The organism is Elusimicrobiota bacterium (assembly GCA_016722575.1).
Taxonomy (GTDB): Bacteria; Elusimicrobiota; Elusimicrobia; order FEN-1173; family FEN-1173; genus JADKIY01.
Genome location: JADKIY010000006.1, coordinates 104,957 through 128,774 on the forward strand (window position 1 = coordinate 104,957; position 23,818 = coordinate 128,774).

Sequence of the window (23,818 nt, forward strand, 5' to 3'; positions counted from 1 at the left end):
GGGGCTTGAGTTCCACCACCGCTTCCCGCTTCTTTCGTCCCGTCGTCGCCCTTCCCCTGTCGTTCCTCTTTCTCCAAATCCAGTCCCCTCTTTTTTTGAAATACCTCTTTGCCCATCCCGGGTCTTTGTCCGGGGCCGCCGTCCTGGAACCCCTTCGGTTTGCGGGAGTGGGAATCCTCACCGGTCTTTTTTTATTGGGAGCCGTGGCTTTGGGCAAGTCGGTGTTGACTCGGTTCTGGCGTTCCGGCTCCAGGATCGAGCGCGTGGCCGCTTCGTTGGTTCTGGGGGAGGGGATCGTCGCCTTCTTCCTGATGGCCCTGGGGTGGGGCGGTGGGTTTTCCCGGCCGCTGTTGATCGGCGTTTTTGTCCTGATTTCCGCCGGGGGGCTTTGGCGGTTTCGGAAAAAGGCCCACGGCTTTTCCGCCCTGTGGTCCGCCGCGGCCCGGCCGCTTCGACCCGTCGAGTTTTTCTTCCTCTTCCTCCTTCTCCTCGGATTTTGGCGGGCGTTGATCGCCACCGCCGCGCCGCCCACGGACTGGGATTCGTTGGCATACCACTTGGCTTTTCCGAAGATCTTTCTGACCGAAGGGCGTTTGCTTCGCCTGCCCTGGTCCATCAACTCGCATTACCCGTTGAACGCCGAAATGCTTTACACCCTCGGCCTGGCGGTTCAAGGCGATGTCTTTTGTCATTGGCTCAATTTCGCCCACGGTATCGCCCTGGCCGCGGTCGTGGCCGCCCTGGGGGCGCGTTATTTTTCCCGGCGGGCGGGAGGGGCCGCCGCGGCGGTGTTGGTTCTTCAGCCCGTGTTTCAACGGGTGATCGGAAACGCTTCCACCGACTTGGCCGCGGCGCTCCCTCTGGTTCTTGCGGCGGCCCGGGCCGCGGAGGCCGGCCCTTCCGTCGCGGACGCCCGCCGAAACTGGGGGATGGCGGGCGTCCTGACCGGTCTCGCGGCTTCGGTTAAATTGACCGGTTTGTGGATGGTCCCGGCGCTCCTGGGACTTCTTTCGGCCCGGGCACTTTTGGGCGGTCCCCATCGTCCGGGCGCGGCCCGCCGCTTGGCGGGAGAAGCGGGGGCGTTCCTGCTGGGCGCGGCCGGGGCGGGGTTCCCCTGGTATCTTCGAAACCTTTGGACGACCGGCAACCCTCTCTGGCCCTACGCCGCGTCGATCCTGGGCGGCGGCCCGGCCGCCGCGGCCGCCTGGGCCCGCATCGCCGCCTCGGTCACGGAGCGCGTGCCGTTCACCCTGGGCACGCTGGTGTCGTTGCCCTGGAAATTCTGGTCCGCCGCCGACCTCTTTAAATACCAGCCGTATTTCTTGACGACGCCTTTCTTTTTCCTGTTTTTCCTTCGGTTGTTGCGTCGTCCCTCCCTGTCCGCCGCGCCCAAAGCGTTCTTGGGAGCCCTGGGGCTCTTCGCCCTGGTCTGGCTGGCCGTCTATCCGGCCTGGCGCTACGCCCTTCCCGTGGCCGCCGGCCTGGCGGTCTTCACCGCGGGTTTTTTTGAGGAATCGATCGATCGGTCTCGGGCCCGGTGGGCTTGGGTTCCCGTGGCCGTTTTCCCGTTGATCCCTTTGAAAAGTCTTTCGGTGAACGCGGAGTCTTTCCCTTTTTGGGGCCTGCGCTCCCTGGCCGCGCCGGACCTTTCCTCCCGGGACCGCTATTGCGAGCTGACCCTGGGCGATCCCTTCGCCTTGGCGCGGGAGGCCAACGCCCAACTCCCGTCGGGAGCGCGCGTCTTAATGTACAAAGACGTTCGAGGCTATTTCCTGGACCGTTCCTACGCCTGGGGCGACCCGTTGAACCCGGGGGTGTTGGACTTCCGCGTCTTGAATTCCCCGGAGGCTTTGGGCCGGGAGCTGAAAAGGTTGGGTTTCACCCACATTGTGTACAATCCGTTCATCGAGCCCACCCGGGGCGATCGCTCCTATTACGACCGCGCCGATCGGCTGATGGCCGATTTCTTGATCCATCGCGGCCGGGCGCTTTCGATTCGCGGGGGGGGCGGGCTCTTCGCGATTTCCGGCGATCCGTTGTCGCCCGCCGAAGGGGATTCGGCGGGCCGCCGGATTTAACCGGGGTCCGGGTTTTTGGGAGGTCGCATGAATTGGCGTTCCTGGCGTGTTCGGGGTTGGTTGGTGGTGGGGCTTTACGCCGTTTGTTTGGCGTTGGCGTTGGCGCGCTCGGGCCAAAAGCCGTCGCGTTCGTCGACGGCGGTCCGGGCCGGCAAGTCCGCGGCCACGCCCGCCTTCGCGGCGGACGGCGCCATCGCCGTGGTCGACCTCCGGGGCCCCATCGCCCTGGGCATGGGCGGCGGCCTGCGGGACGGAACGGCCGACGGCGTTCTTCGCCGCCTTCGGGAATTGCGGGACCAATCGGAGGTCAAGGCCGTCGTTTTGCGAATCAACACGCCCGGCGGCTCCGTGGCCGCCGTTCAGGAAATCCACGGGGCCGTGCTGGCCCTGAAAGGGGAAGGTAAAAAAGTGGTGGCGTCCCTGGGCGACATTGCCGCCTCCGGCGGCTATTACGTCGCGGCGGCCGCCGACCGGGTGGTGGCCAACCCCGGATCCCTCGTGGGATCCATCGGGGTGGTCTTTCACCTGATGAATTTTGAAGAGCTCACCAAAAAAATCGGCGTGCAGGCCACGGTCATTAAATCGGGGGCGATGAAAGACATGGGGTCGCCCTACCGCCCTTTAAATCCCGAGGAACGGCGCGTGTTTGAGGGGCTGGTCGCCAGCGCCTACGGGCAATTTTTGGACGCCGTGGCCCGGGGCCGCAAAATGCCCCTGGACAAGCTGCGCCCCCTGGCCGACGGGCGGGTGTTCACCGGGGAGCAGGCCCGGGCGGCGGGCTTGGTGGACGTTCTGGGAAGTTACGACGACGCGGTCAAAGAAGCCGCGGCCCTGGCGGGAATCAAATCGGCCCACCCCAAAATCATCGGCCCCTCCCGGTCCTGGGACCGGTGGTTGGACGCCTTCGGGAGCGTGTTCGAAGGGCCTCTGGGCGAGTGGCGGCGGCTCCTGGGCGTGCGCGGGTCTCTCCTTTATGTCTGGGAGTAACGACACGACGGGGCGGTCCGCCGGCGATGCACTGGATTTGCTGGGTCGAATGACGGCCGATCCGGCGGGCGCCTTCGAAGAGGTGGCCGCCCACCCCCGCGTCGGGTCGGGTCTGATCGTGATGGCCCTGGCCGTGGCCGGTCGGGCCCTGGCCGATCCCCTTCCCTGGGACGACGGCCCCGTGGTCCTTCTGCGACGGTTCGGGTCCACGGTGGCCGGAAGTTTGGTCCTGTGGTTCCTCCTGGCTTCTCTCGGACACGGGTTGTCGCGCCTGGCGGGAAAAAAAGGCCGGTTTGATTCCTTCCTCGCCGTGGCCGGCTGGGCGGGGTTGGCGCTTTGGGGCGAACTGCCCTTTCGACTCCTGGCGGCCGCCGCGCCGGACGTCGCGCTGTTGGCGTCGCCGCCCCGATTGCTTTTTCGTTGCGCGGCCTACGCGCTCTGGTGGTGGGGGCTTCAGCGCGTTTACGGTTGGTCCCGGGTGGGCGCTTTGATGTTGATGCTTCTTCCGGCCCTGGCCGTGGGCACGCTGGTCTTCGCCCTCGGCCTCGCCGCGGCGTTGTTTTTCACCGGGTCCGCCGCTTTTTTTCACTCCTTGGTGCATTGACTTTTCCCGTTGCGCGCGGGGAGAACTTCCATTACCCTTAGGGGGTCATTCGTTCAGGAGGAAGACCTATGATCGTGGCGTTCGTGGCGTTGGCGGGGTTGGTGTTGGTGATGGTGTTTTGCGTCGGCATTTACAACGGGTTGGTCCGCCTGAAAAACAACGTCGGCAAGGCGTGGTCCAACATCGACATCGTGCTCAAGCAGCGCCACGACGAACTGCCCAAGCTCATTGAAACCTGCAAGCAATACATGAAATTCGAGCAGGACACCCTGGAAAAAGTCATGAAAGCCCGCGCCGCCGTGTTTTCCGCCCGGGAGGCGGGCAACGTGGCCGCTCTCGGCCAGGCCGAGGGGCAATTGCGGGGGGGGTTGGGCGGACTGTTCGCCGTGGCCGAGAACTATCCCGACCTGAAAACGAACCAAACCTTTATGGGCCTTCAGTCCCGGGTCTCCTCCCTGGAAAACACGATCTCCGACCGTCGCGAACTCTACAACGAAAGCGTCAACTTGAACAACACGCGGCTCGAGCAATTTCCGGACTCCCTCGTGGCCCGGTTCGGGTCCTTCAAGGCGTTTGAATTCCTGAAATTCGACGCCGCCGAAACCCAAGACGTCAACGTTAAAAATCTCTTCTCGGCATGAAAAAACTCGCCGCCGCGGCCGCGGCGGTATTCCCGATTTGGGGGTATTTGCTCCTCAAGGCGGAGCTGTCGGGCGGGGCCGCCTGTTGGGGCTGGGGGACGTTCCTGGCCGCCCTGGGCGTTTTTTCCTTCCTGTGGTTTTTGGAAAGTTTCCGCCGGTACCGCTTGTTGGAAGACACGCCGACCGCCAAAATCGCCTCGGCCCCCCAGGGATACGTCGAAATCGACGGCCTGGCCGAAAACCTCCCCGGCAAGTCCTTGAAATCCCCCTTGTCCCTTCAGCCCTGCGTGTGGTTCCGTTATTCGGTTGAAGAAAAACGGGGAAGCGGCAAAAATCAGCGGTGGGTGACCATCGATTCCGGCGAAAGCGCCACCAGTTTCCTGGTCAAAGACGGCACCGGGGAGGCCTTGGTGCTTCCCGCCGGGGCCGACATCACCCCGGCGGTCAATCGGTCCTGGTCCGGGAACACACCGAACCCGGCTTCGGAGTTCGTGCCGACGGGGTCGACGTTTTTTTCCGGGTTCGGCCATTACCGGTACCACGAGGAACTGTTGGCCGAAAGCTTTCCGGTCCACGTGGCGGGCTGGTTTGAAACCATTCAACCCTCCCGGGACACGGAAAAAGAATTGAACGAAAAACTTCGGTCCCTCAAAGCCGATCCCGCGAAATTGCGGGCCCTGGCCGACCGCGACGGGGACGGGCAAATCAGCATCGAGGAATGGGACTTCCTGCGGGCCAAACTGCGGGGCGAACTGCTCGAGGCCAACGCCCGCCGTCCCGTGGAGCCCGCCGTGCACACCATGATGTTGCCCTTTGACGGTTCCTTGCCGTTCATCGTTTCCGGCAAAGGCGAGGACGGCGCGGTTTCGCTTTACCGGTGGTGGAGCGTGGCGGGGGCCTTGGGATTTTTGACGGCCGGGGCGGGATGCGTTTTTCTTCTGAAAAAGGTGGTACCGTGAGGCCCGGGAGGATTATCGTACAATGGCGTCCATGAACCGCGACACCGAATCCCCGGTCGACGTGTACGCCGCCCAACGGGAAGAGTTGATGTCGACCTTGATCGGATTTTCCCGCCGGAACGAACCCCTGCGCGTGCACGAAAAAATCCGCCTGACGCCCGACGACCTCGTTCGGGTGCTGCAGAAAATACGCCACGGCTACGGATTTTCCCGGACGGAACGCAGCGCTTTGACGGACGCCGGATTCGACCTGGACCGTTTGTTCCCCGATCGATGACCGCCGTGTCCCCGGCCAAGACTTCGGTCGCCGAAATCGAAGAGACGCTGGCCCGGCGTTTGGGCCGCCGCCACTGCGTGTTGACCAACCGGGGCACCACCGCCCTGGCCGCGGCGTTCCACGCCCTGGACCGGGCCCCGGGAACGCGGGCGCTCTTTCCGGCGGCCATGTGCTCGATCCCCGTTTTCGCCGCCGGATACGCCGGTTGGGCGCCGGCCTTCGCCGATGTCAATTTGTCCGACGCCAATTTTGATTTGTCCGACGTGGAGCGGGCCTTGGTCGAATCCAAAGGCCGGGTCGGCGCCGTGGTCCCGATTCACATGTTCGGAAAAATGGACGACGTCCACGCGCTGCGCGACCTGTGCCGCGCCCACGGGGCGGACCTGGTGGAGGACGCGGCCCTGTCGCTCGGGGCGCGACGGGGCGAAACCCCCGCGGGGGGATTCGGGCGCCTCGCGACCTTGAGTTTCGTTCGGAAAATGCTGCCCCTGGAGATGGGCGGCGCGGTGGTGACCGACGAGCCGGTCTTGGCCGCCCGGGCGCGGGCCTTCGTGGCCGCCCTCCCCCCGGAAAACAAAAAACGCCGGGGGGAAGTGAGCGCGGCCATGAAAGCCTTTCACGCCCTCACGGCTTTCGTGGCGGCCGGCGGCTGGACCCGCCGGGACTTGCTCGCCCCTTTCGCCGAAGAATTCCGCCGGCTCCTCCTGGCGTCGGTGCCCGAGGGCGATTGGACCGATTCCATCGTTTTGGACGAGTTGGATAAATTGGACGACGGGGTGCGGGCCCGCCGGACCCGGGCCGAAGTGTATGAGACGTCGTTAAATCATCCGGCCCTGGTCTTGATGGACCGGAGCGGGTCCAGCCTGTTCGCTTTTCCGGTGCGGCTGCCGGGCTTCGCCGCCGAAGGGTTTTTGAAGTTCGCCGAAGAACACGGGTGGTCCTTTCGCCGCGTGGCCTATCCCGACATTTCGCCTGTTTTCGGGTCGGAACGGGCGTGCCCCAACGCCGCGCTCATCGAAAAAGAAACCATCGGTTTGCCGGTGGACGACCACCAGCCGGTGTCGGCGTTTTGGGATTACGCCGCGGATTTTCGGGACGCCGTCGATCAATACGTTCGATCGTCGCCGACCGAAGGGGATTGGCGGGGCCAACTTGAAGCGCGCATGGGGTGAGCCATGAAAAAAATATTTTTGATGTTGACGGTGTTGGCGGTGGTTCTCGGGGCGTGCAAAAAGAAAGGCGCCCCGGGTGGCCCCGGGGCGGGCGCCGCGGGAAGCGGCGCGTCGACCGGCGGCGGAAAAGGCGGCCCGGGAATCGGCGGCGGGGAAGGCGACGGCGGTACGGGCAAAGGCGGGGGCCCCGGCGGCTCGGCGTCCGCCGGCGGCGGCACGGGAACGGGCGGCGGGTCGTCGGAAGCGGGGGAAAGCGGGAAATCCGGCGCCGGCAAACCCGACGCGGGGAAGGCAGCGGGAAACCCGGGGGCGGAATCGTCCGCGGCCTCGTCCAAGGACCCGGCGGCCACCACGCCGTCGAAAGAAGCGGCCGCGGCCAAAACCGATAAGCAGAAGGAACAGGACAAGAAATTGGCGGAACAGCAGCGGCAGATCCAGGAGCAGATGAACCGGAGCCTCCAGGATTCCATCCGCCAAAATCAAATGATTCTGCAACAGCTTCAAAACGAGCGGGCGAACCAACAGGCCATTCAAAACATGATTCAGACGCAACGCCAAACGCAGCAGGCCATCGACGCGGCCCGCCAAGCGAGCCAGGCGTCCCAACAAAATCGCTGACAAGGGGAACATCATGAATGAAAACGTGAGCATTGCCGACAGCCAACGTCTGGTCAAACTGGTGGGGTATTTCGCGACGCCTTTTGCGCTGATCGTCGGGGGGTTGGGGATCGTCGTTTCGGGCGCGGGCGACACCGTCCGCGCGTTGTGCCTGGGGCTGCTCGGGTTCAGCGGATTTCTGAATCTGGTTTTCCCGAAATTTCTGGAAAGCCAGAGCGCGGATAAAAAAGGCCCCAACGTCCGGGTCCGGATGTCCTTGAACGTGCTGGTCAACGCCCTGTTGGTCTATCTCTTGGGTGTGGATTTCCCGTCCATCTGGCTCATCCTCGCCTTGTCGCCCTTCGCCACGGCCATTTACGGATCCCGGCGCAAAACGGGCGTGGCCGCCGCCACCTCGGTGGCGATTCTCCTCACCGTCCACGTTCTGCGGGGGGACCACCGGTTCGTCCTCTGGGCCGAAACGCTCGCCCGGGTGGGGTTCATCGTCCTCATCAGTCTCATGATCAACGGCGTGGCCAACCTGGTGGCCCGGCCCGAAAAAATCCTCTGAACGTCGTCGCCCGTTATTACCGCTGGCTTCACGGCCGTTGGCCGGCGGGGCGGGTGGAGCCGTTGCCGTCGACGGACGCCCAGGGGGAGACCGCTCTTTCCGGGGTGTACGTCGTGGGCGATTTGAAGGGCGTTCCCCTCCTGAAATTCGCGGCGGATTCCGGCGCCCGGGCGGTTCAGCGAATCGCGGCGGAGCGTCGGGGGGCTCCCCCGCGGACGCCGGAGGAGGGCCTCGACCTTTTGATCCTCGGGGTCGGCGTGGCCGGCGCCGCCGCGGCCCTCGAGGCCCAAAAAGCCGGGCTTCGATTCGCCGTGATCGAAGCCGCCGAACCCTTCTTCACCATCGCCAATTTCCCCAAAGCCAAACCCATCTTCACCTACCCCACGGAAATGACTCCGGCCGGGGACCTTCCACTGACCGCCAACGTGAAGGAGGCGCTCCTGGAGGATCTTCGATCCCGGTGGGCCGCCTCCGGCATCGTCCCCGTGGCGGGCCGGGCGGAGCGTCTTGGACGCGGGGGGGCCGGTTGGGACGTTCTTTTGACCGATGGCCGAATTCTATCGGCGCGGCGGGCGGTCGTCGCCTTGGGTCGCAGCGGGAATTCCCGCCGGTTGGGCGTCCCGGGGGAGGATCGGGACCGGGTGACGAACCGCCTCCACGATCCCCGGGACCACGCGGGCCGCCGAGTCCTGGTGGTGGGCGGGGGCGATTCGGCCCTGGAGGCCGCCGTCGCCCTGGCGGAAGGCGGGGCGCGCGTTCTCTTAAGTTACCGAAAAAAAGAGTGGTCCCGGCCAAAGTCCGACAACCTCGACCGACTGAACGACTTTTTGGAAAAGAATCCGCCGCGCGGAGAAGACGATCCGTCCCGTGGAACCCTGCGCCTGGCCCTGGGCACCCGCGTGGTGGACATCGGCGAAGCGGACGTGACGCTCGAAAGCGACGGCGGCCTTCGGGAAAAAGTGCCCAACGACGCGGTGTTCGTCCTCATCGGGCGGGAAGCGCCGGTGGAATTTTTCCGGCGATCCGGTCTTCCGCTGATCGGGGATCATCGCGCCGCCGGGTGGGCGGCCGCGGCGCTGTTCATGGTTTTCCTGGCGGGTCTCTACGACTGGAAGGCCGGGGGATTTTTGGAGTTTCTCTGGGCCCGTTGGACCTATCCGGGCGGCGTGCCGGAGGCCTTGTCGCGGGCCGGGGGCGCTGTCGCGGCCTGGGTCGCGGATCGGCGAACCCTTTTCGGAACGGTGGCCGTTTCCATGAAAAGCCGGTCGTTCTATTACACGCTGGTCTACACGGCCCTGGTGGGTTTTTTCGGTTGGCGGCGGGTTCGTCGCCGTCCCTCGCCGTATGTTCAACGCCAAACCCTCACGCTCTTCCTCGTTCAATTGATCCCGCTTTTTCTTCTCCCGGAAATCATTCTTCCGTGGCTGGGCTACAACGGGTTTTTCACCGGCGGCTGGCGGGAAGCCCTGGGGGACCGGCTGTTCGAGAAATACATCTCCTCCGCCGACTACGCCGCGGGGCTCTGGCCCGCCTGGGGCCACCCCCGGGCCTATTGGCGGGCCTACGGTTTCATCCTCGCCTTCCCGCTCAACGTCTACAACGTGTTCACCGAGCACCCCAACGCGGTGTGGCTCGGGATTTGCTTCCTTCAGACCTTCGTGCTGATCCCCTGGGCGATTTATTATTTCGGGAAGGGAGGGTACTGCGGCTGGGTGTGCTCCTGCGGCGGGCTGGCCGAGACCCTGGGCGACGCCCAGCGGACGAAAATGCCACACGGGCCGGCCGCCAACAAGTGGAACATGGTCGGCCAGGTGTTTTTGGCGGGGGCGGGCGCGTTGTTGGTCCTGCGTGTTTTTGGCTGGGTTTGGCCCGGCGGGGCCCTGGAACATATCTTCGGTTTGTTCTTCGAGGGGAAAAACGCCGCCCACCGGCTGGTGAACCCCTTCAGTTACAAGTGGACGGTGGACATTCTGGCGGGGGGGGTGATCGGGGTGGGGCTTTACTTCAAATATTCCGGCCGGGTCTGGTGCCGTTTCGCCTGTCCCCTGGCGGCCCTCATGCACGTGTACGCCCGGTTCGGGCGATTCCGCATCCTGGCCGATAAAAAGAAGTGCATTTCCTGCAACGTGTGCACCTCGGTGTGCCACCAAGGCATCGACGTCATGAACTTCGCCAACAAAGGCCTGCCCATGGCCGACCCGGAATGCGTCCGGTGCTCGGCCTGCGTGGCCGACTGCCCCACCGGCGTGTTGTCCTTCGGCCGATTGGACGCCGACGGCCGGCCCGCGGCCATCGATCGATGGTCGGCCCGGGCGAAGCCCGACTAACGCGGTTTCTCGTCGTTCACCGACCAGTCGTAACGAAACGCGGCCCCGTCAAACCCCCCCTTCAGCTTGGAACGAATCGCCGCCGCGTCGGGGCGGGGAACCTTCTCCAACAAACCGGACAAATACGCCGCCGCCCCGCCCAGGGGCTCAAAATCCTCCCCGTACCAATTCAATAGGCTCGACACGATCAGACGCCCGTTCTCAATCCGCAGATGCCGGGGGGCGTTCGCAAAATCGGCGGCGTTTTCCGTCGATGTTTTTTCCAGATTCTCCTCGGTGTAGGCGAAAGACCTTAGGCGGGGACAATCCCGCGCCCCGCACACGAGGGCAAAATGAATCCGGGGATCGAAAACGGCGGGGCCCAGGGCGGGGAGCGGCTTTTTCCCTTGGCGGGACTTTCCGCGAAGAATTCGGTGCTCAATGTCGTTCAAGGAAAGCCGTTCCCCGGCCGCGTCAAAGGGAACGTCGAAAAGGGCGAAATCTTCGCTGATGGATCGGAGCGTCGGCCGCCCCGCCACGACGGCCAATACCCGCGCGTTGTAGGTGTTGATCCAAAACGCCGCGCGCCGTCCGTCGCTCCACCCGGCGACGGAGGCCGTGGCGGCCCAGGCCAAATAGCCGTCCAGGCCCAATCGGTCGGCCCCGCGCAGTCCCGCGTAATCCACCCGGCCGTCGGCCCGGACCCGGGCCCGCAAAACGCGGTCGAGGTCGTCGACGGGCGATGCCGCCCGGGCGGCGGCGGCCGTCCCGGTCGCGAGAAAGAAAAAAGCCATGGCGGTTCGTGCGTTCATGGGGAGTCCTCCGGAATAGGGGACGATGCCTTTTCGGCGAGCCTCCCGCAAGCGGGTCGCGCCCCCGGTCCTTGACGACGGGTCCCCAAATGGGGCAAAATAACCACGAGATCGACGGAAAAATGGACCCCTCTTCGCCCCACGCCCAGCTCCACCTGTTCGCTCAGCCCGAGCGGAACAAGATCACCCACATCATCAAGCGCGACGGCCGATTGGTGGCCTTTAACAAGCTGAAAATCGTCAACGCCATTTACCGCGCCGCCGTGGCCGTCGGCGGGCGGGACCGGGACCGCTCCGAGGCCCTGGCCGACCAAGCGATGAAAGCCCTGGGCGCGGCGTATCCCGCCGGCTCCACCCCCTCCGTCGAGGAAATCCAGGACGTGGTGGAAAAAGTGCTCATTGAAAACGGCCACGCCAAAACGGCCAAAGCGTTCATCCTCTACCGCCTGGAGCGGGCCCGCACGCGGGAGAAGAAGCCCGAAGTCACCGCGGTCGAAGACTACATCCCCTACAAAGTCCTCTGGCGGGTGTTGTCCTGGAACGTGGACCACGGGTGCCACACGGTGGAGGGCTTGAACGCCCAAATGGCCGGGGGTTGGAAAAAGCTTATCAAGGACGCCGAACGGGCCTACCACGATGAGATCCACCACGTGGCCGACATCGTGTTGAAGCGCCTGCCCGACGTCCGGTTGGTCATCGTGGCCGGGCCCTCCAGTTCGGGCAAAACGACGACCACGATGAAAATCAGCGAGCGCCTCAAATCCAAGGGCCACCCTTTTCTCCTGCTCAATTTGGACAATTATTTTCGGGAATTGTCCGAACAACCCAAGGACGAATACGGCGACTACGACTTTGAAATGCCGGTGGCCCTGGACTTGCCCTTGATCAACGAGCATCTGAGCCAGTTGATGGAAGGGCGGGCGATCCGCATGCCCGTTTACAATTTCAAAACCGGCCGACGGGAAAAGGAAACCAGGGAGTTCCGCCTTCGGGAGAACGAAATCCTCCTGATTGACAGCTTGCACGGCCTTTACGAAGGCATGACGGGGGGCGTGGCCCCCGAAACCAAGTTCAAGTTTTACATCGAAGCCCTGACCCAGATCAAAGACGCCGACGGCGAGTTCGTCCGCTGGGCCGATCTGCGTCTCATGCGGCGGATGGTCCGGGACAGCTGGCACCGCAGCTACGACCCGGCCATGACGGTGGGCCATTGGCATTACGTGCGCCGAAGCGAACTGCGCTACATCGTTCCCTACATCCAGCAGGTGGATTACATTTTCAACGGCGCCCTGCCCTACGAACTGCCGTACCACCGGGCGCGCCTGGCGGACCACATGCCCGCCATCGTTGATAAATTTAAAGGGGACCCCAAAAAAGCCGACGCCCTCCTGCGGGCCGAACGGCTCCAGCGACTGATGGCGGCGTTGAAGTCCCCGGCGTCGACCGACGACGTCCCCGACGACTCCCTGTTGCGGGAATTTATCGGCGGCAGCCGGTATGTTTATTAGTGAAATGGTAAAATGAACTTATGAGTCCGACGTCGATCGGAGCCCGGGCCGCCGCGGACCGGCCCGAAACCACCGATCACGGGCGCCGGGGCCTGGGGTGGAAAACGATTTTGTTTAATTGCGATTGCCATTCGTTTCAAGAGGTGGCGTTGCAGTTGACGAAGGCCATCCGTTGCGATTTCACGCGCGGGTTGGCCTTGGCCAACGTGGTGCACCACACCGGCAGTGCGACGGTTTATTCCGGACCGCGGGAACGGTGCGAGGCGGTGGCGGCCGTTCTGGAAGACATTCGATTGCGGGTGCAGGTGGCCCAGTGACATCAAGGATTCCCGGGAGGTACTAATGTTCGGGAGGAAAACCATGGTACGCAAGAAGAAGGCAACGCCGGCGCGTTCGTCCGAACCCGCCGAGGCTCGACCGTCGACCACGGACGAGGCCGCCAAGGCCTACGTCGCCGTCGACTATCCCCAGGAAGGCGAAATCGTCACGAGCGCGTCCTACGCGATCCGGTTGACGACGAGCGCGAGCGCGGGCGTCGAGGTGTCCATCGACGGCAAGGAGTTTCAGCCCGCCCGCGAAAGCGTGGGGCATTGGTGGTTGGACTGGTCGGGTTACGGATCGGGTCCCCACGCCCTCATCGCCCGCATCACCGTGGGAAAGCGCGCTTTGAAATCCAAAGCGCGATCGTTCACGGTTCTCATTTAGCCGGCCGGCTTCGTTCGTGACGAAGCCCCGGCGGTCGCGGCCCGGGCGTCGCCCCGCGCCGTGATCTCCCTCCGAGGGGGGCGCTCCGCCCCCCGTGGGTTGTCGCGCGCCCTGCCCGCCGATTTCTGGGTGGAAGCGGCCCGCTGGATCGCCTTCAACACCGTCACCACCCGCTCGAACCTTCCTTTTCTCCGACGTCTGCAATCCCTTTTTGCCGGCCAGGGGTTTCGGGCGCGGTTCGACCTCCGGCGGGAGGGAGGCGTTTATTTTGGAAATCTCCTTTTGTTTCGGGGGCCGCCCCGGGGGCGCCCCCTTCTGCTCAACACCCACACCGACACCGTTCCTCCGGGGCCGGCCGACCTGTGGACCCGGAGCGGGCGCGATCCCTTCCGATTGGCGCGCCGGTCCGGCGTCCTGACCGGGCTGGGCGTCGCCGACGTCAAGCTCAATTTGCTTTGCCAATGGGAGGCCCTTCGGCGTTTGGGCCCGGTCCCTTTTTCACGCCCCGTGGTGCTGGCCGCCACCTACGGGGAAGAGCGGGGATTGCACGGGGCCCGTCGATTGGTCCGAGCCTGGCGGGGGCCCAAGCCCGTTTTAGCGTTGGTCGGGGAACCGTCCCAGGGGCGGCCCATCCATCGCCATCGCGGTTACCTTGTTTTCGAAGGGCGAATACCGAAAAAACGAATGGCCGCCGGCGGAAAGGCCCGGTCCCGGTGGTTTCGCGGCCGCGCCGCCCACTCGAGCACTCCCCGTTTGGGTCGAAACGCCTTGGCCCTGGCTTTGGACGTCCTCGGCCGATGGACGAAAGCGGGAAAGGCGCCCCGGGTTCTTTCCTGGACGGGGGGAACGGCGGCGAATCAAGTCCCCGCCGAATCGGCAATGCGCTGGGTTTGGGGGGAGGGGGGGATTTCCCGCCGGGTCGTCCATTGGGAATTTATCGCCGGGGCCCTGGACCGGTTTAAAAAGGGGCTCCCCCGGGGGTGTTCTTTTAATTTCGGCGTCCTCCGGGAGGACGCCGCCGCGTCGATTCTCACGTTCGACGTTCGGTTCCCGGCGGGGGTTTCCTCCCGGCGAATTCAACGCGTGGTCCGCCGGTTGTGGGCCGGATCTCCGGCCCCGCGGCTTTTGATCGACGACCCCGCGCTTTCGGCCCGCCCCGGGTCGCCGCCGCTCCGCCGGGTGGACCGGGCCCTTTTCGACGCGGGTATCCCCCGCCGATGGACGGAAAAAAAGACCTGCACCGAGGCCGGTCTCTACAGCGCCTGGGGCGTCCCCGCCGTGGTGTGGGGCCCCGGCCGGTCGACCGGAAACGTCCACCGCCCCAACGAATCCATTTCGGAGCGGGACCTTGCCAAGGCGGTGGATTTTTACGAAGCTCTTTTAAGACGATGGATTCAAAAAAGCGAAGCGAAAACAAAATGACCGCCCCGTCGAATTTTCTTCTTCGAAGCGCGCGGCTCGACGATTTGGACGACGTGGTCCGTTTGGCCCGCCATTTGGACTCGTACAATTTGCCGGCGGACCGGGCCCGCTTGCGGACGCTGTTGAGCGATTCCGCCCGCTCCTTCGGCGGGCGCCCCCCGTCCCATTCCCGGGAAAAATTCCTGTTCCTGCTGGAGGACCGGTCCCTCGGCCGGGTCGTCGGTTCCTCGCTCGTCATCGCCCAGCACGGAACGCCGGGCCTCCCGCACCTTTTCCTTCAATCCTTCGTGGAGCGGCGCCGAAGCCGCACCCTTCGCCGGTCGGTGGAGCACCGTTGCTTGAAAATGGGTTGGACCGACCGGGGGCCCACGGAACTGGGCGGCCTGGTTCTCCTGCCGTCCCACCGGGGCCGCCCGGAAAAATTGGGCCACTGGCTTTCCTACGTGCGACTGTTGTTCATCGCCACCCGACGGCGGCGCTTTCGCCCCCGTTTGCTGGCCGAATACCTTCCGGCCTTCGCCAAAAACGGCGTCAGCCCCTTTTGGGAATACTTCGGGAAAAAGTTCACGGGATTGGATTACCGGACCGCGGACCGGCTGAGCATCGACAACAAGGAATTCATCGTGTCCCTTTTCCCGACGGGCACGCTGTATCAGGACTTTTTTCCGGCGGACGTGGTCCGTTATTTGGGCCAGGTCGGGAATCCTTCCCTGCCGGCGGCCCAACTTCTCCGCAAAGTCGGGTTCGCCTATTGCTCCCAAATCGAACCCTTCGACGGCGGCCCCTATTTCGAAGCCGATACCGATCGCGTCCCGTTGGTTCGCGGCGCGCGGCGGACGGCGTGGGCGGAAAATTCGCCCCCGGGAAAAACCCGCCGCCTGGTGTTGGTGGATCGCGGGGCCGACGTCCGGGCCCTGGTCGCGCCCGCGGCTTTGCGCGGGGGGCGTCTCCTTTTGTCCCCGGACGCTTCGGCGTCTTTGAGTCTTCGCGCCGCTGAGACGCCGTGGTCCGTGGGAATCGATCGATGAAACGGGAGTTCGGCCCAATGAATTTCCGGGGGGCCTACGTTCGGGGCCGCTTTGTTCCGCCGACGGAGGGGGACCGTTTCCCGAGCGAGGATCCCGGAGACGCCGGCCGTCCCGTGGGAGAAGCCCGGGGCTCGACCTTGCTGGTGGCCGACGCCGTGGCCGCGGCGCGTTCGGCGGCGCCGGCTTGGCGGGATTGGCCCCTCGCTAAGCGGACGGCCTTGCTTCGGCGTTATCAAAAGAAACTTGTTTTGCACGGCGACCGCCTGGCCTGGGTCATGTCCCGGGAGACCGGCAAACCCCTCCAGGAATCCAAGGACGAAGTCGCGGCCATGGTCGCGAAAGTGGATCTGACCGTGGACCGGGGCTTGCCCCTCGTGGCCGGCCGCGCCGCCCCCCTGGACGCCGGGTCGCGAAGCGTGCTCCGCCATCGCCCCCGGGGGGTCGTGGGCGTCATCGGCCCCTTCAACGTGCCGGGCCATTTGCCCAACGGACAAATCGTCCCGGCTCTCCTGACCGGGAACACCGTCGTTTTCAAGCCGTCGGAATTCACGCCCTTCGTGGGGCAGGTCCTGGCCGAGATTTTCGATGAGGCGGATCTTCCGCCCGGGGTGTTCAACCTCGTTCAGGGCGGGGGCGATGTGGGCGCGGCCCTGGCCGCCGAACCCGGTGTGAACGCCTTGTTTTTTACCGGGTCCGTCGCCACGGGCGAAAAAGTTCGCGCCTTAAGCGACCGGTGCCCCGATCGTTTGCTCGCGTTGGAATTGGGGGGCAAGAACGCGGCGTTGATTCTCCCCGACGCCCCCTGGGAGGCGGCCCTGGGCCAAGTGGTGCACGGGGCCTTCGCCACGGCGGGCCAACGCTGTTCCTCCACCAGCCGCCTGTTCGTTCACAAAAAAATCGCCCGTCGTTTCATCCGGGATTTCATGGCCCGAACGTCGGCGCTTTCCGTTGGGTATTTCACCGAGTCTCCGGGCCTGGGGCCCTTGATCGACGCCCGCGCCGTCCAGCGCTTTGAGGCCGCTCAGGACCGGGCGGAAAAATTGGGATTCGCCACCTTGAAGCGCGGCGTCCCCGCGCCCCAATCCCGCTCGGGTCACTACGTCGCGCCCTCGGTCCATCTTTGGGAGGGGTTTCCCTCCCGACTGCTCATCGGCTCCCGGGACTATTGGGACGAGGAATTGTTCGCGCCGGATTTGGCCGTCTACGTGTTGGACGACGAAGAGGAAATGATCGCCTTGAACAACGCGAGCCGTTACGGCTTGGTGGCCAGCGTGTTCACCGCCTCGCGCCCGGCTTTTGAGCGGATCCGAACCCGTCTCGACAACGGCGTCGTCCATTGGAACCGGAGCACGGCCATGACCCCGGGCGTCCTGCCGTTCGGCGGCACCAAGGCCAGCGGCAACGGCTGGCCCGCGGGTCTCTTCGTCCCTTTCGCCTGCACCGTCCCGGTGGGGTCCGTGGAAACGCCCCCCCGGCGCCGATGACCGGTTTCCGCTCGGCGGTTCTGATGGGCCATCCGGCCCATTTTGAAATTCGGGGCGGGGCGAACCCCCACACGCGGGACGCCTGGGGCCGGCGGAAATCCGTCGACGGGGAGCGCGCCCTCGGGCAATGGACCGCCCTGGCCCGGGCCCTCACCGCGCGGGGGGCCGAGGTCTACGTGGTCCCCGCCGTCGGCGGTTCCCCGGGCATGGTGTTTCCGGCCAACGCCGGATTTCTCACCCGCCGGGGCGAGGCAATCCCTCTCGCGGAAAAAACCTTTTTGTTGAGCCGCGCCCTGCCCACCCGGGAGGCCGAGCGGGCCCTCTTCGGCGATTTCCTGTCGCGTTTGGGGTTCAATGTGGACACGACCTTCTCCCGGCGTTTCGAGGGCGAGGCGGATTTGTTCCAGGCCGGCGACGTCCACCTTTTCACCTCCGGTCCCCTGGAGCGCCAGCGTTTCGTCCCCCGTTGGGGGTGGCCCCCGTACCGCCGGGTCTACGGGTTTCGAAGCGATCGGGAGGCCCTGGACCTTCTAAAACCCCACGCGGGAACCCCGGTGATTCCCCTGACGCTGGTCCGGGAAACCCATTACCACGGGGACACCTGCCTCTGCGCCTTCGGCCCCCGGCGGGAACATTTGATGGCCTATCTGCCCGCCCTGTCGCCGGAAAGCCAGGACCGGTTGCGGGACCATTTCCGGGAGCGATTGATCCCCCTGGGTCCCGAAGACGGCGAAGGTTTCTCGGCCAACAGTTTTCAACTCGACGGGGACCGGCCGGTCCTTTTCATGCCCCACCGGGCCACGGCCGCCCTGCAAGCGGCGGTTCGGGAACGCGGCGTGGACGTGGCGACCGCGGACGTTTCCGAGTTCTTGGAAAAGGGCGGCGGGTCCGTCAAATGCATGGTGGCCGACCTGGGACCCCTGCCCGTCGAGGCCCCGCCCGCCGTCGCGGCCTTCCGTCGGGAGCGCTTGTTCCGCCCCGCCTGACGGGTCCCCAAGAACCGCCCGCGAAAAAAGATAAAATAAGTCTTCTTCTCGCCGTTTAAAGGAGCCTTTTGTGCGCGCGTCCGTCGTCCCTTCCGTTAAAGGAAAATGGGAAGTCCGGGAAGTGCCCCGGCCCGAAATCGGTCCCAACCAGGTCTTGATTCAAATCAAAGCGAGCGGCCTCTGCTACACCGACGTCCACATCACCAACGGCGTCCTGCCGACGAAATTCCCCCGGGTTCTGGGCCACGAACCGGTGGGGGAGATCGTCGCCGTGGGCTCGGCGGTGACCACGCGCCGGGTGGGCGACCGGGTGGGCGTTCCCTGGGTTCAGTCGACCTGCGGTCGTTGCGAATGGTGCCTGCGGGGCAAAGGACTTTTTTGCCCGGAACAAATCGGCACCGGGGTCGAAAGCCCCGGAAGCCACGCCGAGTTCATGCCGGCCTTCGCCCAGGCCACCGTGTTGATCCCCGCGGGCGTTGCCTTCGAGCAGGCCGCCCCCATTTTTTGCGCCGGCTACACGGTCTGGAGCGGGCTTCGGATCGCGGACCCGAAACCCCACGAGAAAATCGCCGTGGTGGGCATCGGGGGGTTGGGCCACCTGGCCGTTCAATACGCCAAAGCCGCCGGTTTTGAAACCCTGGCCGTTACCCATTCCAAGGACAAGGAGAAGCTCATCCAGGATTTGGGCGCGGACGTCGTGGTGTCCGACGGGGAGGGGCTGTCCCGGGCGGGGGGCGCCGACGTGATTTTGGCCACGGGCAATTCCTGGAAGGCCGCCCAAGACGCCATGAAGGGCCTTCGTCCCGACGGCCGCCTGGTTCTTATGGGGCTCTCCGACGAACCCCTGGCCGTCACCGCCGGCGCCATCATGAACCGCCACCGGATCATCGGGTCCCTGCAAAACGACGTGGAATACCTCTACGAGGCGCTGGATTTCGTCGCCCGGGGGAAAGTTAAAGTGGTGACGGAAGTTTTTCCTTTGAAAGACATCGCCCGGGCCTACGAGCGGGTCTCCCGGGGCGAGGTGCGGTTCCGGGCGGTCATCGTCCCTTGACAAGCGACTTTTCTTATCGAAAAATAGAGTCGATTTAATTTGTTGATCGCCCCTTTTCCGGAGGAATCATGAACAAGTTCGAACTCATTCAGCGCGTGGCCAAGGACGCCGGCGTGACCCGCGCCCAGGCGATCAAATCCGTCAAATCCCTGGTCAGCGCCATTCGGGACACCATTCGTTCCGGGGATAAAATTTCCCTGACCGGCCTCGGCACCTTCAAAGTGAAGGCGCGAAAAGCCCGCCCGGGCCGCAATCCCAAAACCGGCGAAACCATCGCCATTCCGGCCGGTCGAAAAATTTCCTTCAAACCCAGCCTCTCCCTCAAGAAACTCGTCAAAGGTTGATCGGCCCGGCGGCATGAATCAAAAAGTCGCGGTGCGCGGCTTGGCCCATTTGTCGGCGTGGATGTTCGCCGGCTGGGGCGCGGCGATGGCGCTCAAGGGCCTGTGGGACTGTTTCGGGGGCGAGCCCGAGGCCAATCATTTCTCCCCGGCGCCGTGGCAGTTCGTCACCCGGGAGCAGTGGTTCCGCTACGCGGGGTTTGAATTGTGTTACGGGTTGGCCTGCCTGGGAATGGCCGCCGCCCTTCGCGTGTACGGCCGCCGCCTGCCGGTGTCCGTCGAACGCCCCCTTCAACGAGAGGAATCCCATGGTTGAGTGCGCCAAAAAACTTCAACAGCTGCCCCCCTACATTTTCACCCGGATCAAAGCCCTGGCCGCCGAGGCCCACGCCCGCCGCCTGGACGTCATCGACCTCGGCATGGGCAACCCGGACTTGCCGACGCCCCCCCACGTGGTGGACCGCCTGGTGGACACGGTCAAAAACCATCCCCGGACCCACCGGTATCCCCAGGCCAAAGGCATGCCAAAATTTCGGCGGTCGGTGGCCCGCTACATGGACCGCCGTTTTGGCGTCAAGCTCGATCCGGAACAGAACGTTTTGGCCCTGGTCGGTTCCAAGGAAGGCATCGCCCATCTTTGCGCCGCTTATCTTGACCCGGGGGATTACGCCTTGGTCCCCGTGCCGAGCTACCCGGTTCATTCCAACGGCGTCATCCTGGCCGGCGGCCGGATTCACTACATGAACCTCAAGCCGGAAAACGGCTATTTGCCCGACTACGGAAAGATCCCGGCGTCGGTGTTGAAGCGCACGAAGATCATGTTCCTCTGCTACCCCAACAACCCCACGGCGGCGGTGGTGGAGGATCCGAACTTTTTCAAAGAGACCGTGCGTTTCGCCAAAAAGCACGACATCCTGGTCGCCTACGACAACCCCTACTGCGAAATCACCTTCGACGGCTACCGCGCGCCGAGCTTCCTGGAAACGCCCGGGGCCCGGGACGTGGCGCTGGAATTCCACAGTTTCTCCAAAACCTACAACATGGCCGGCTGGCGCATCGGTTGGGTGTGCGGCGAGAAAGAACTTTTGGCCCCTTTGGAAAAGTTTAAAGCCTTCGTCGATTACGGCGTTCCGAGCTTCCTCCAGTTGGCCGGGGTCGCCGCCCTGGACGGGCCCCAGGACTGCGTGGCCCAGATGGTGGAAACCTACCGTCGGCGCCGAGACTATTTCGTGGGGGAACTGAACAAAATCGGCTGGCCCGTCCCCCTGCCCAAGGCCACCATGTACGTCTGGGCGCCCCTGCCCGAATCCTGGAAGTCCCGCGGGTCCCTGGCCTTCGCCGAGGAGCTGGTGAAGGAAACGGGCATCGTGGTCACCCCGGGCGTCGGGTTCGGCCCCGAAGCGGAAGGCTACGTCCGCATGTCTCTGGTGACCCACGACGACCGGTTTTACGACGCGGCCCTCCGCATCCGCAAATTTCTTCGACGGGGGGAAAAAGCCGTCCGTCCCGCCCGGGAAGGCAAAGCCCGGCCTTGAGAAAGAGCCTCGTCACCATCGGCCTGGTGGGCCAGGGCGTCGTCGGCTCGGGTCTGCTCAAAGTTTTTGAGGAAAACCTGCCCGTCCTGGAGGCGAAGGTGGGCACGCGACTTCGCGTGGGGTGGGTGGCCAGCCGCCGTCGGCGGACCTTGCCCGTCATCGGGGGCGTCCGTCCCCGGTTCACCAAAGACTGGCGGGACGTCGTGTCGGATCCCGCGGTGGACATCGTGGTGGAGCTCATCGGCGGGTTGGAACCGGCTCGAACCCTGATCCTGGCGTCGCTCAAAGCCGGCAAGCAGGTCGCCACGGCCAACAAAGCCGTGCTCGCCGGCCACTGGCCGGAAATTTTCACCACGGCCCAGTCGGCCCGGGGCCTGGTGTACTTTGAAGCCGCCGTGGGCGGCGGCATTCCCGTCATTCAAGGCTTGAACGAAGGGCTGGCGGCCAACCGGATTTCCCGAATTTTCGGCATCCTGAACGGCACCACCAATTACATTTTAACCCGGATGAACGAGGAAGGGCTCCGGTTTAACGCCGCTCTCAAGGCCGCCCAGGCCGCGGGCTTCGCCGAAGCGGACCCCTCCTTCGACATCGAAGGCGTGGACGCGGCCCAGAAATTGGCCATCCTGGCGTCCTTGGCCACCGGGGGGTGGGTTAAAACCGACGACGTGTCCCGGGAGGGGTTGTCGGGGTTGGAACTGTGGGATTTGAATTTCGCCCGGCGGCGGCTGGGCCTGGTCGGCAAGTTTTTGGCCATGGCGGACATCGACGGCGACAAAGTGCTGGCCCGGGTGCACACGACGCTCATCCCCGAAAACCATCCCTTCGCCACGGTCCGCCACGAATACAACGCCTTCGTCATCCACGGCGACGCCGTGGGGGACGTGATGTTTTACGGCAAGGGCGCCGGCGCCATGCCGACGGCCAGCGCCGTGGTGTCGGACGTCATGTACCTGGCGCGCCAGGTGGCGGGCGGCATGGCCGGCCGCATGCCCTACACCACCTACGACGCGGGGCGGAAATTGAAGATCATGGATTTGGAAGACCACCAAATGCGCCGCTACCTCCGCTTCAGCGCGGCGGACCGTCCGGGCGTGTTGGCCGCCGTCACCCAGATTTTGAGCAAGCACGAAATCTCCATCGCCTCCGTCCATCAAGAGGACGGGCCCGTGGCCCTGGCCGACGTGGTGCGCAAATCCGTTCCCATCGTCATCGTCACCCACGAGGCGCCCGAGGGCGCCGTCCAGGCGGCCTTGAAGGAAACCCGCCGGGTCCGGGGATTGGCGCGACGTCCCGTCCATCTCCGCATCGACCCCCTGCGCTGACATGCCCCGCCAAGGACTCATCGACAAATACCGGGCGCACCTGCCCGTCTCGGCCCAAACCCCGGTCGTCTCCCTGATGGAGGGGGAAACGCCGCTCATTCCCGCGGTCCGGGTCGCCGAGTGGGCGGGCGCGCCGAAGCTCAAAATTTTCCTGAAACACGAGGGGCTGAACCCCACCGGCTCCTTCAAGGACCGGGGCATGACGCTGGCGATTTCCAAGGCGGTGGAAGAAGGTTCCAAAGCCGTCATCACGGCCTCCACGGGGAACACCTCGGCCGCGGCCGCCGCCTATGCCGCCCGGGCGGGCCTGCGCTGCGTCGTGTTGATCCCGGACGGCAACATCGCATTGGGCAAGCTGTCCCAGGCGCTCGTTCACGGGGCGGAAGTCTTCGCCGTGAAGGGAAATTTCGACGACGCCTTGACCCTGGTCCGCCAAGTGGCGGAGACCCTGCCCCTCACCATCGTCAACTCCATCAACCCCTACCGCTTGGAAGGCCAGAAAACCGGGGCCTTCGAGGTCATCGAGCAGTTGGGCGAGGCGCCGGACTTCCATTTCATCCCCGTGGGCAACGCGGGCAACATCACGGCCTATTGGCGCGGCTACCGGGAAAGCCGCGCGGCCGGGCGGAGCGCCAAGCTCCCCCGCATGATGGGCTGGCAGGCGGCGGGTTCGGCCCCCATCGTGTTGGGCGCCCCGGTGAAAGACCCCCAGACCATCGCCACGGCCATTCGGATCGGCAACCCCGCGTCCTGGAAGGGCGCCCTGGCGGCCCGGGAGGAATCCGGGGGTTTCATCGGCGCGGTCACCGACGAGGAAATTTTGGAAGCCTACAAGGCCTTGGCGGGGGAAGGCGTTTACTGCGAGCCGGCGAGCGCGGCGTCCGTCGCGGGCGTCAAAAAATTCGCCCGGGAAAACCCGGAATTCGCCCGCGCCGCGGCCACGGTGGTCTGCGTGCTCACGGGCCACGGGTTGAAAGACCCCGACCGGGCCCTGGCCGTGTCGCCCCGGCCCAAGTCCATTCCGCCCACCTTGGACGCCCTGCGGGCGGAACTGAAGCCGTGATCCGCCGGGTGGAACAAATCGCCCTGGGCCTCGGCGCGGCCTTGATGGTCGGCGGCCTCGCCGCCCGGGCGCTCCGGGGAGAAAACATCGACGTGAACAACGCCGCCCTCTATCTGCCCCTGGGGTTGATCCTTCTGGGTCTGGTGAACGCCGGGCTTCGGTCCAAAGTGTTGGCCTGGGGGATCTTCACCGCGGCGCTGGTTCTGGGCATGATCGTGTTCGGGGCCTGGGCGGTGACCTTCCGTTCCGTCGTCGGCTCCCAAACGCTCAATTTTACGGCGGCGACCGTTCTCTACGCCGCCCTCACCACGGCGGCGGCCTGCCAGCTGCGCGTGCGCGACAATCAACGTTCGGGGGCTTAAC

At 64.9% G+C, this 23,818-nt stretch carries 25 protein-coding genes; 24 read left to right on the forward strand and 1 reads right to left on the reverse strand.

What is annotated here, in order from left to right; all coding sequences use genetic code 11:
- Positions 1–5: 5 nt before the first annotated feature.
- The 10 genes from IPP68_10330 (at position 6) to IPP68_10375 (ending at position 10,213) form a co-directional block, all read left to right on the forward strand.
- Positions 6–2,078, forward strand: coding sequence for a hypothetical protein (locus tag IPP68_10330; GenBank protein MBL0350749.1), 2,073 nt, complete (start codon positions 6–8; stop codon positions 2,076–2,078).
- 27 nt (positions 2,079–2,105) lie between these two features.
- The gene (gene sppA, locus IPP68_10335) at positions 2,106–3,065 is read left to right on the forward strand and encodes a signal peptide peptidase SppA (protein MBL0350750.1); all 960 of its coding nucleotides are present in this window, start codon (positions 2,106–2,108) and stop codon (positions 3,063–3,065) included.
- Between the two features lie 49 nt (positions 3,066–3,114).
- Positions 3,115–3,669, forward strand: coding sequence for a hypothetical protein (locus IPP68_10340; GenBank protein MBL0350751.1), 555 nt, complete (start codon positions 3,115–3,117; stop codon positions 3,667–3,669).
- Positions 3,670–3,737: 68 nt separating this feature from the next.
- Positions 3,738–4,310, forward strand: a complete 573-nt coding sequence (locus tag IPP68_10345; protein ID MBL0350752.1) for a LemA family protein — start codon at positions 3,738–3,740, stop codon at positions 4,308–4,310.
- Positions 4,307–5,269, forward strand: coding sequence for a hypothetical protein (locus tag IPP68_10350; protein MBL0350753.1), 963 nt, complete (start codon positions 4,307–4,309; stop codon positions 5,267–5,269). The genes IPP68_10345 and IPP68_10350 overlap by 4 nt, the downstream gene beginning before the upstream one ends.
- Before the next feature lie 22 nt (positions 5,270–5,291).
- Complete coding sequence (locus IPP68_10355; protein ID MBL0350754.1) at positions 5,292–5,546, forward strand: hypothetical protein; 255 nt, start codon at positions 5,292–5,294, stop codon at positions 5,544–5,546.
- Complete coding sequence (locus IPP68_10360) at positions 5,543–6,718, forward strand: DegT/DnrJ/EryC1/StrS family aminotransferase (protein ID MBL0350755.1); 1,176 nt, start codon at positions 5,543–5,545, stop codon at positions 6,716–6,718. Before IPP68_10355 ends, IPP68_10360 begins: the two co-directional genes overlap by 4 nt.
- A gap of 3 nt (positions 6,719–6,721) precedes the next feature.
- Positions 6,722–7,336, forward strand: coding sequence for a hypothetical protein (locus IPP68_10365; protein MBL0350756.1), 615 nt, complete (start codon positions 6,722–6,724; stop codon positions 7,334–7,336).
- A gap of 13 nt (positions 7,337–7,349) precedes the next feature.
- Positions 7,350–7,886, forward strand: a complete 537-nt coding sequence (locus tag IPP68_10370; GenBank protein ID MBL0350757.1) for a hypothetical protein — start codon at positions 7,350–7,352, stop codon at positions 7,884–7,886.
- The gene (locus IPP68_10375) at positions 7,883–10,213 is read left to right on the forward strand and encodes an NAD(P)-binding domain-containing protein (protein ID MBL0350758.1); all 2,331 of its coding nucleotides are present in this window, start codon (positions 7,883–7,885) and stop codon (positions 10,211–10,213) included. Before IPP68_10370 ends, IPP68_10375 begins: the two co-directional genes overlap by 4 nt.
- On the opposite strand, the gene IPP68_10380 is transcribed toward IPP68_10375, so the two are convergent.
- Entirely contained in the window at positions 10,210–11,004 is a 795-nt protein-coding gene (locus tag IPP68_10380) for a DUF547 domain-containing protein (protein ID MBL0350759.1), read from the reverse strand. The genes IPP68_10375 and IPP68_10380 overlap by 4 nt on opposite strands.
- An 89-nt stretch (positions 11,005–11,093) precedes the next feature.
- Here IPP68_10380 and IPP68_10385 point away from each other — a divergent pair, with 89 nt between their 5' ends.
- From IPP68_10385 to IPP68_10450, 14 genes are all read left to right on the forward strand, one after another.
- Positions 11,094–12,512, forward strand: a complete 1,419-nt coding sequence (locus IPP68_10385; GenBank protein MBL0350760.1) for a response regulator SirA — start codon at positions 11,094–11,096, stop codon at positions 12,510–12,512.
- 20 nt (positions 12,513–12,532) lie between these two features.
- Complete coding sequence (locus IPP68_10390) at positions 12,533–12,829, forward strand: ATP-dependent Clp protease adaptor ClpS (GenBank protein ID MBL0350761.1); 297 nt, start codon at positions 12,533–12,535, stop codon at positions 12,827–12,829.
- A gap of 43 nt (positions 12,830–12,872) precedes the next feature.
- A complete protein-coding gene (locus tag IPP68_10395; GenBank protein MBL0350762.1) occupies positions 12,873–13,217 on the forward strand; it encodes a hypothetical protein in 345 nt (114 codons plus the stop codon).
- A gap of 60 nt (positions 13,218–13,277) precedes the next feature.
- Positions 13,278–14,639, forward strand: a complete 1,362-nt coding sequence (locus IPP68_10400; GenBank protein MBL0350763.1) for a M20/M25/M40 family metallo-hydrolase — start codon at positions 13,278–13,280, stop codon at positions 14,637–14,639.
- On the forward strand, positions 14,636–15,667 hold the full coding sequence (locus tag IPP68_10405) for an arginine N-succinyltransferase (protein ID MBL0350764.1): 1,032 nt from the start codon (positions 14,636–14,638) through the stop codon (positions 15,665–15,667). The genes IPP68_10400 and IPP68_10405 overlap by 4 nt, the downstream gene beginning before the upstream one ends.
- Before the next feature lie 17 nt (positions 15,668–15,684).
- A complete protein-coding gene (locus IPP68_10410) occupies positions 15,685–17,151 on the forward strand; it encodes an aldehyde dehydrogenase family protein (GenBank protein MBL0350765.1) in 1,467 nt (488 codons plus the stop codon).
- Positions 17,148–18,137, forward strand: a complete 990-nt coding sequence (locus IPP68_10415; GenBank protein ID MBL0350766.1) for a hypothetical protein — start codon at positions 17,148–17,150, stop codon at positions 18,135–18,137. The genes IPP68_10410 and IPP68_10415 overlap by 4 nt, the downstream gene beginning before the upstream one ends.
- Positions 18,138–18,207: 70 nt before the next feature.
- Positions 18,208–19,191 (forward strand): alcohol dehydrogenase catalytic domain-containing protein, encoded by a 984-nt coding sequence (locus tag IPP68_10420; GenBank protein ID MBL0350767.1) that lies wholly within the window; start codon positions 18,208–18,210, stop codon positions 19,189–19,191.
- Between the two features lie 68 nt (positions 19,192–19,259).
- The gene (locus tag IPP68_10425) at positions 19,260–19,535 is read left to right on the forward strand and encodes an HU family DNA-binding protein (protein ID MBL0350768.1); all 276 of its coding nucleotides are present in this window, start codon (positions 19,260–19,262) and stop codon (positions 19,533–19,535) included.
- Positions 19,536–19,548: 13 nt separating this feature from the next.
- Entirely contained in the window at positions 19,549–19,848 is a 300-nt protein-coding gene (locus IPP68_10430; protein ID MBL0350769.1) for a hypothetical protein, read from the forward strand.
- Complete coding sequence (locus IPP68_10435) at positions 19,841–21,067, forward strand: LL-diaminopimelate aminotransferase (GenBank protein ID MBL0350770.1); 1,227 nt, start codon at positions 19,841–19,843, stop codon at positions 21,065–21,067. Before IPP68_10430 ends, IPP68_10435 begins: the two co-directional genes overlap by 8 nt.
- Complete coding sequence (locus IPP68_10440) at positions 21,064–22,392, forward strand: homoserine dehydrogenase (GenBank protein MBL0350771.1); 1,329 nt, start codon at positions 21,064–21,066, stop codon at positions 22,390–22,392. The genes IPP68_10435 and IPP68_10440 overlap by 4 nt, the downstream gene beginning before the upstream one ends.
- Before the next feature lies 1 nt (position 22,393).
- A complete protein-coding gene (locus tag IPP68_10445) occupies positions 22,394–23,455 on the forward strand; it encodes a threonine synthase (protein ID MBL0350772.1) in 1,062 nt (353 codons plus the stop codon).
- Positions 23,452–23,817 (forward strand): hypothetical protein, encoded by a 366-nt coding sequence (locus tag IPP68_10450; protein MBL0350773.1) that lies wholly within the window; start codon positions 23,452–23,454, stop codon positions 23,815–23,817. Before IPP68_10445 ends, IPP68_10450 begins: the two co-directional genes overlap by 4 nt.
- The last annotated feature ends 1 nt before the right edge of the window (position 23,818 follow it).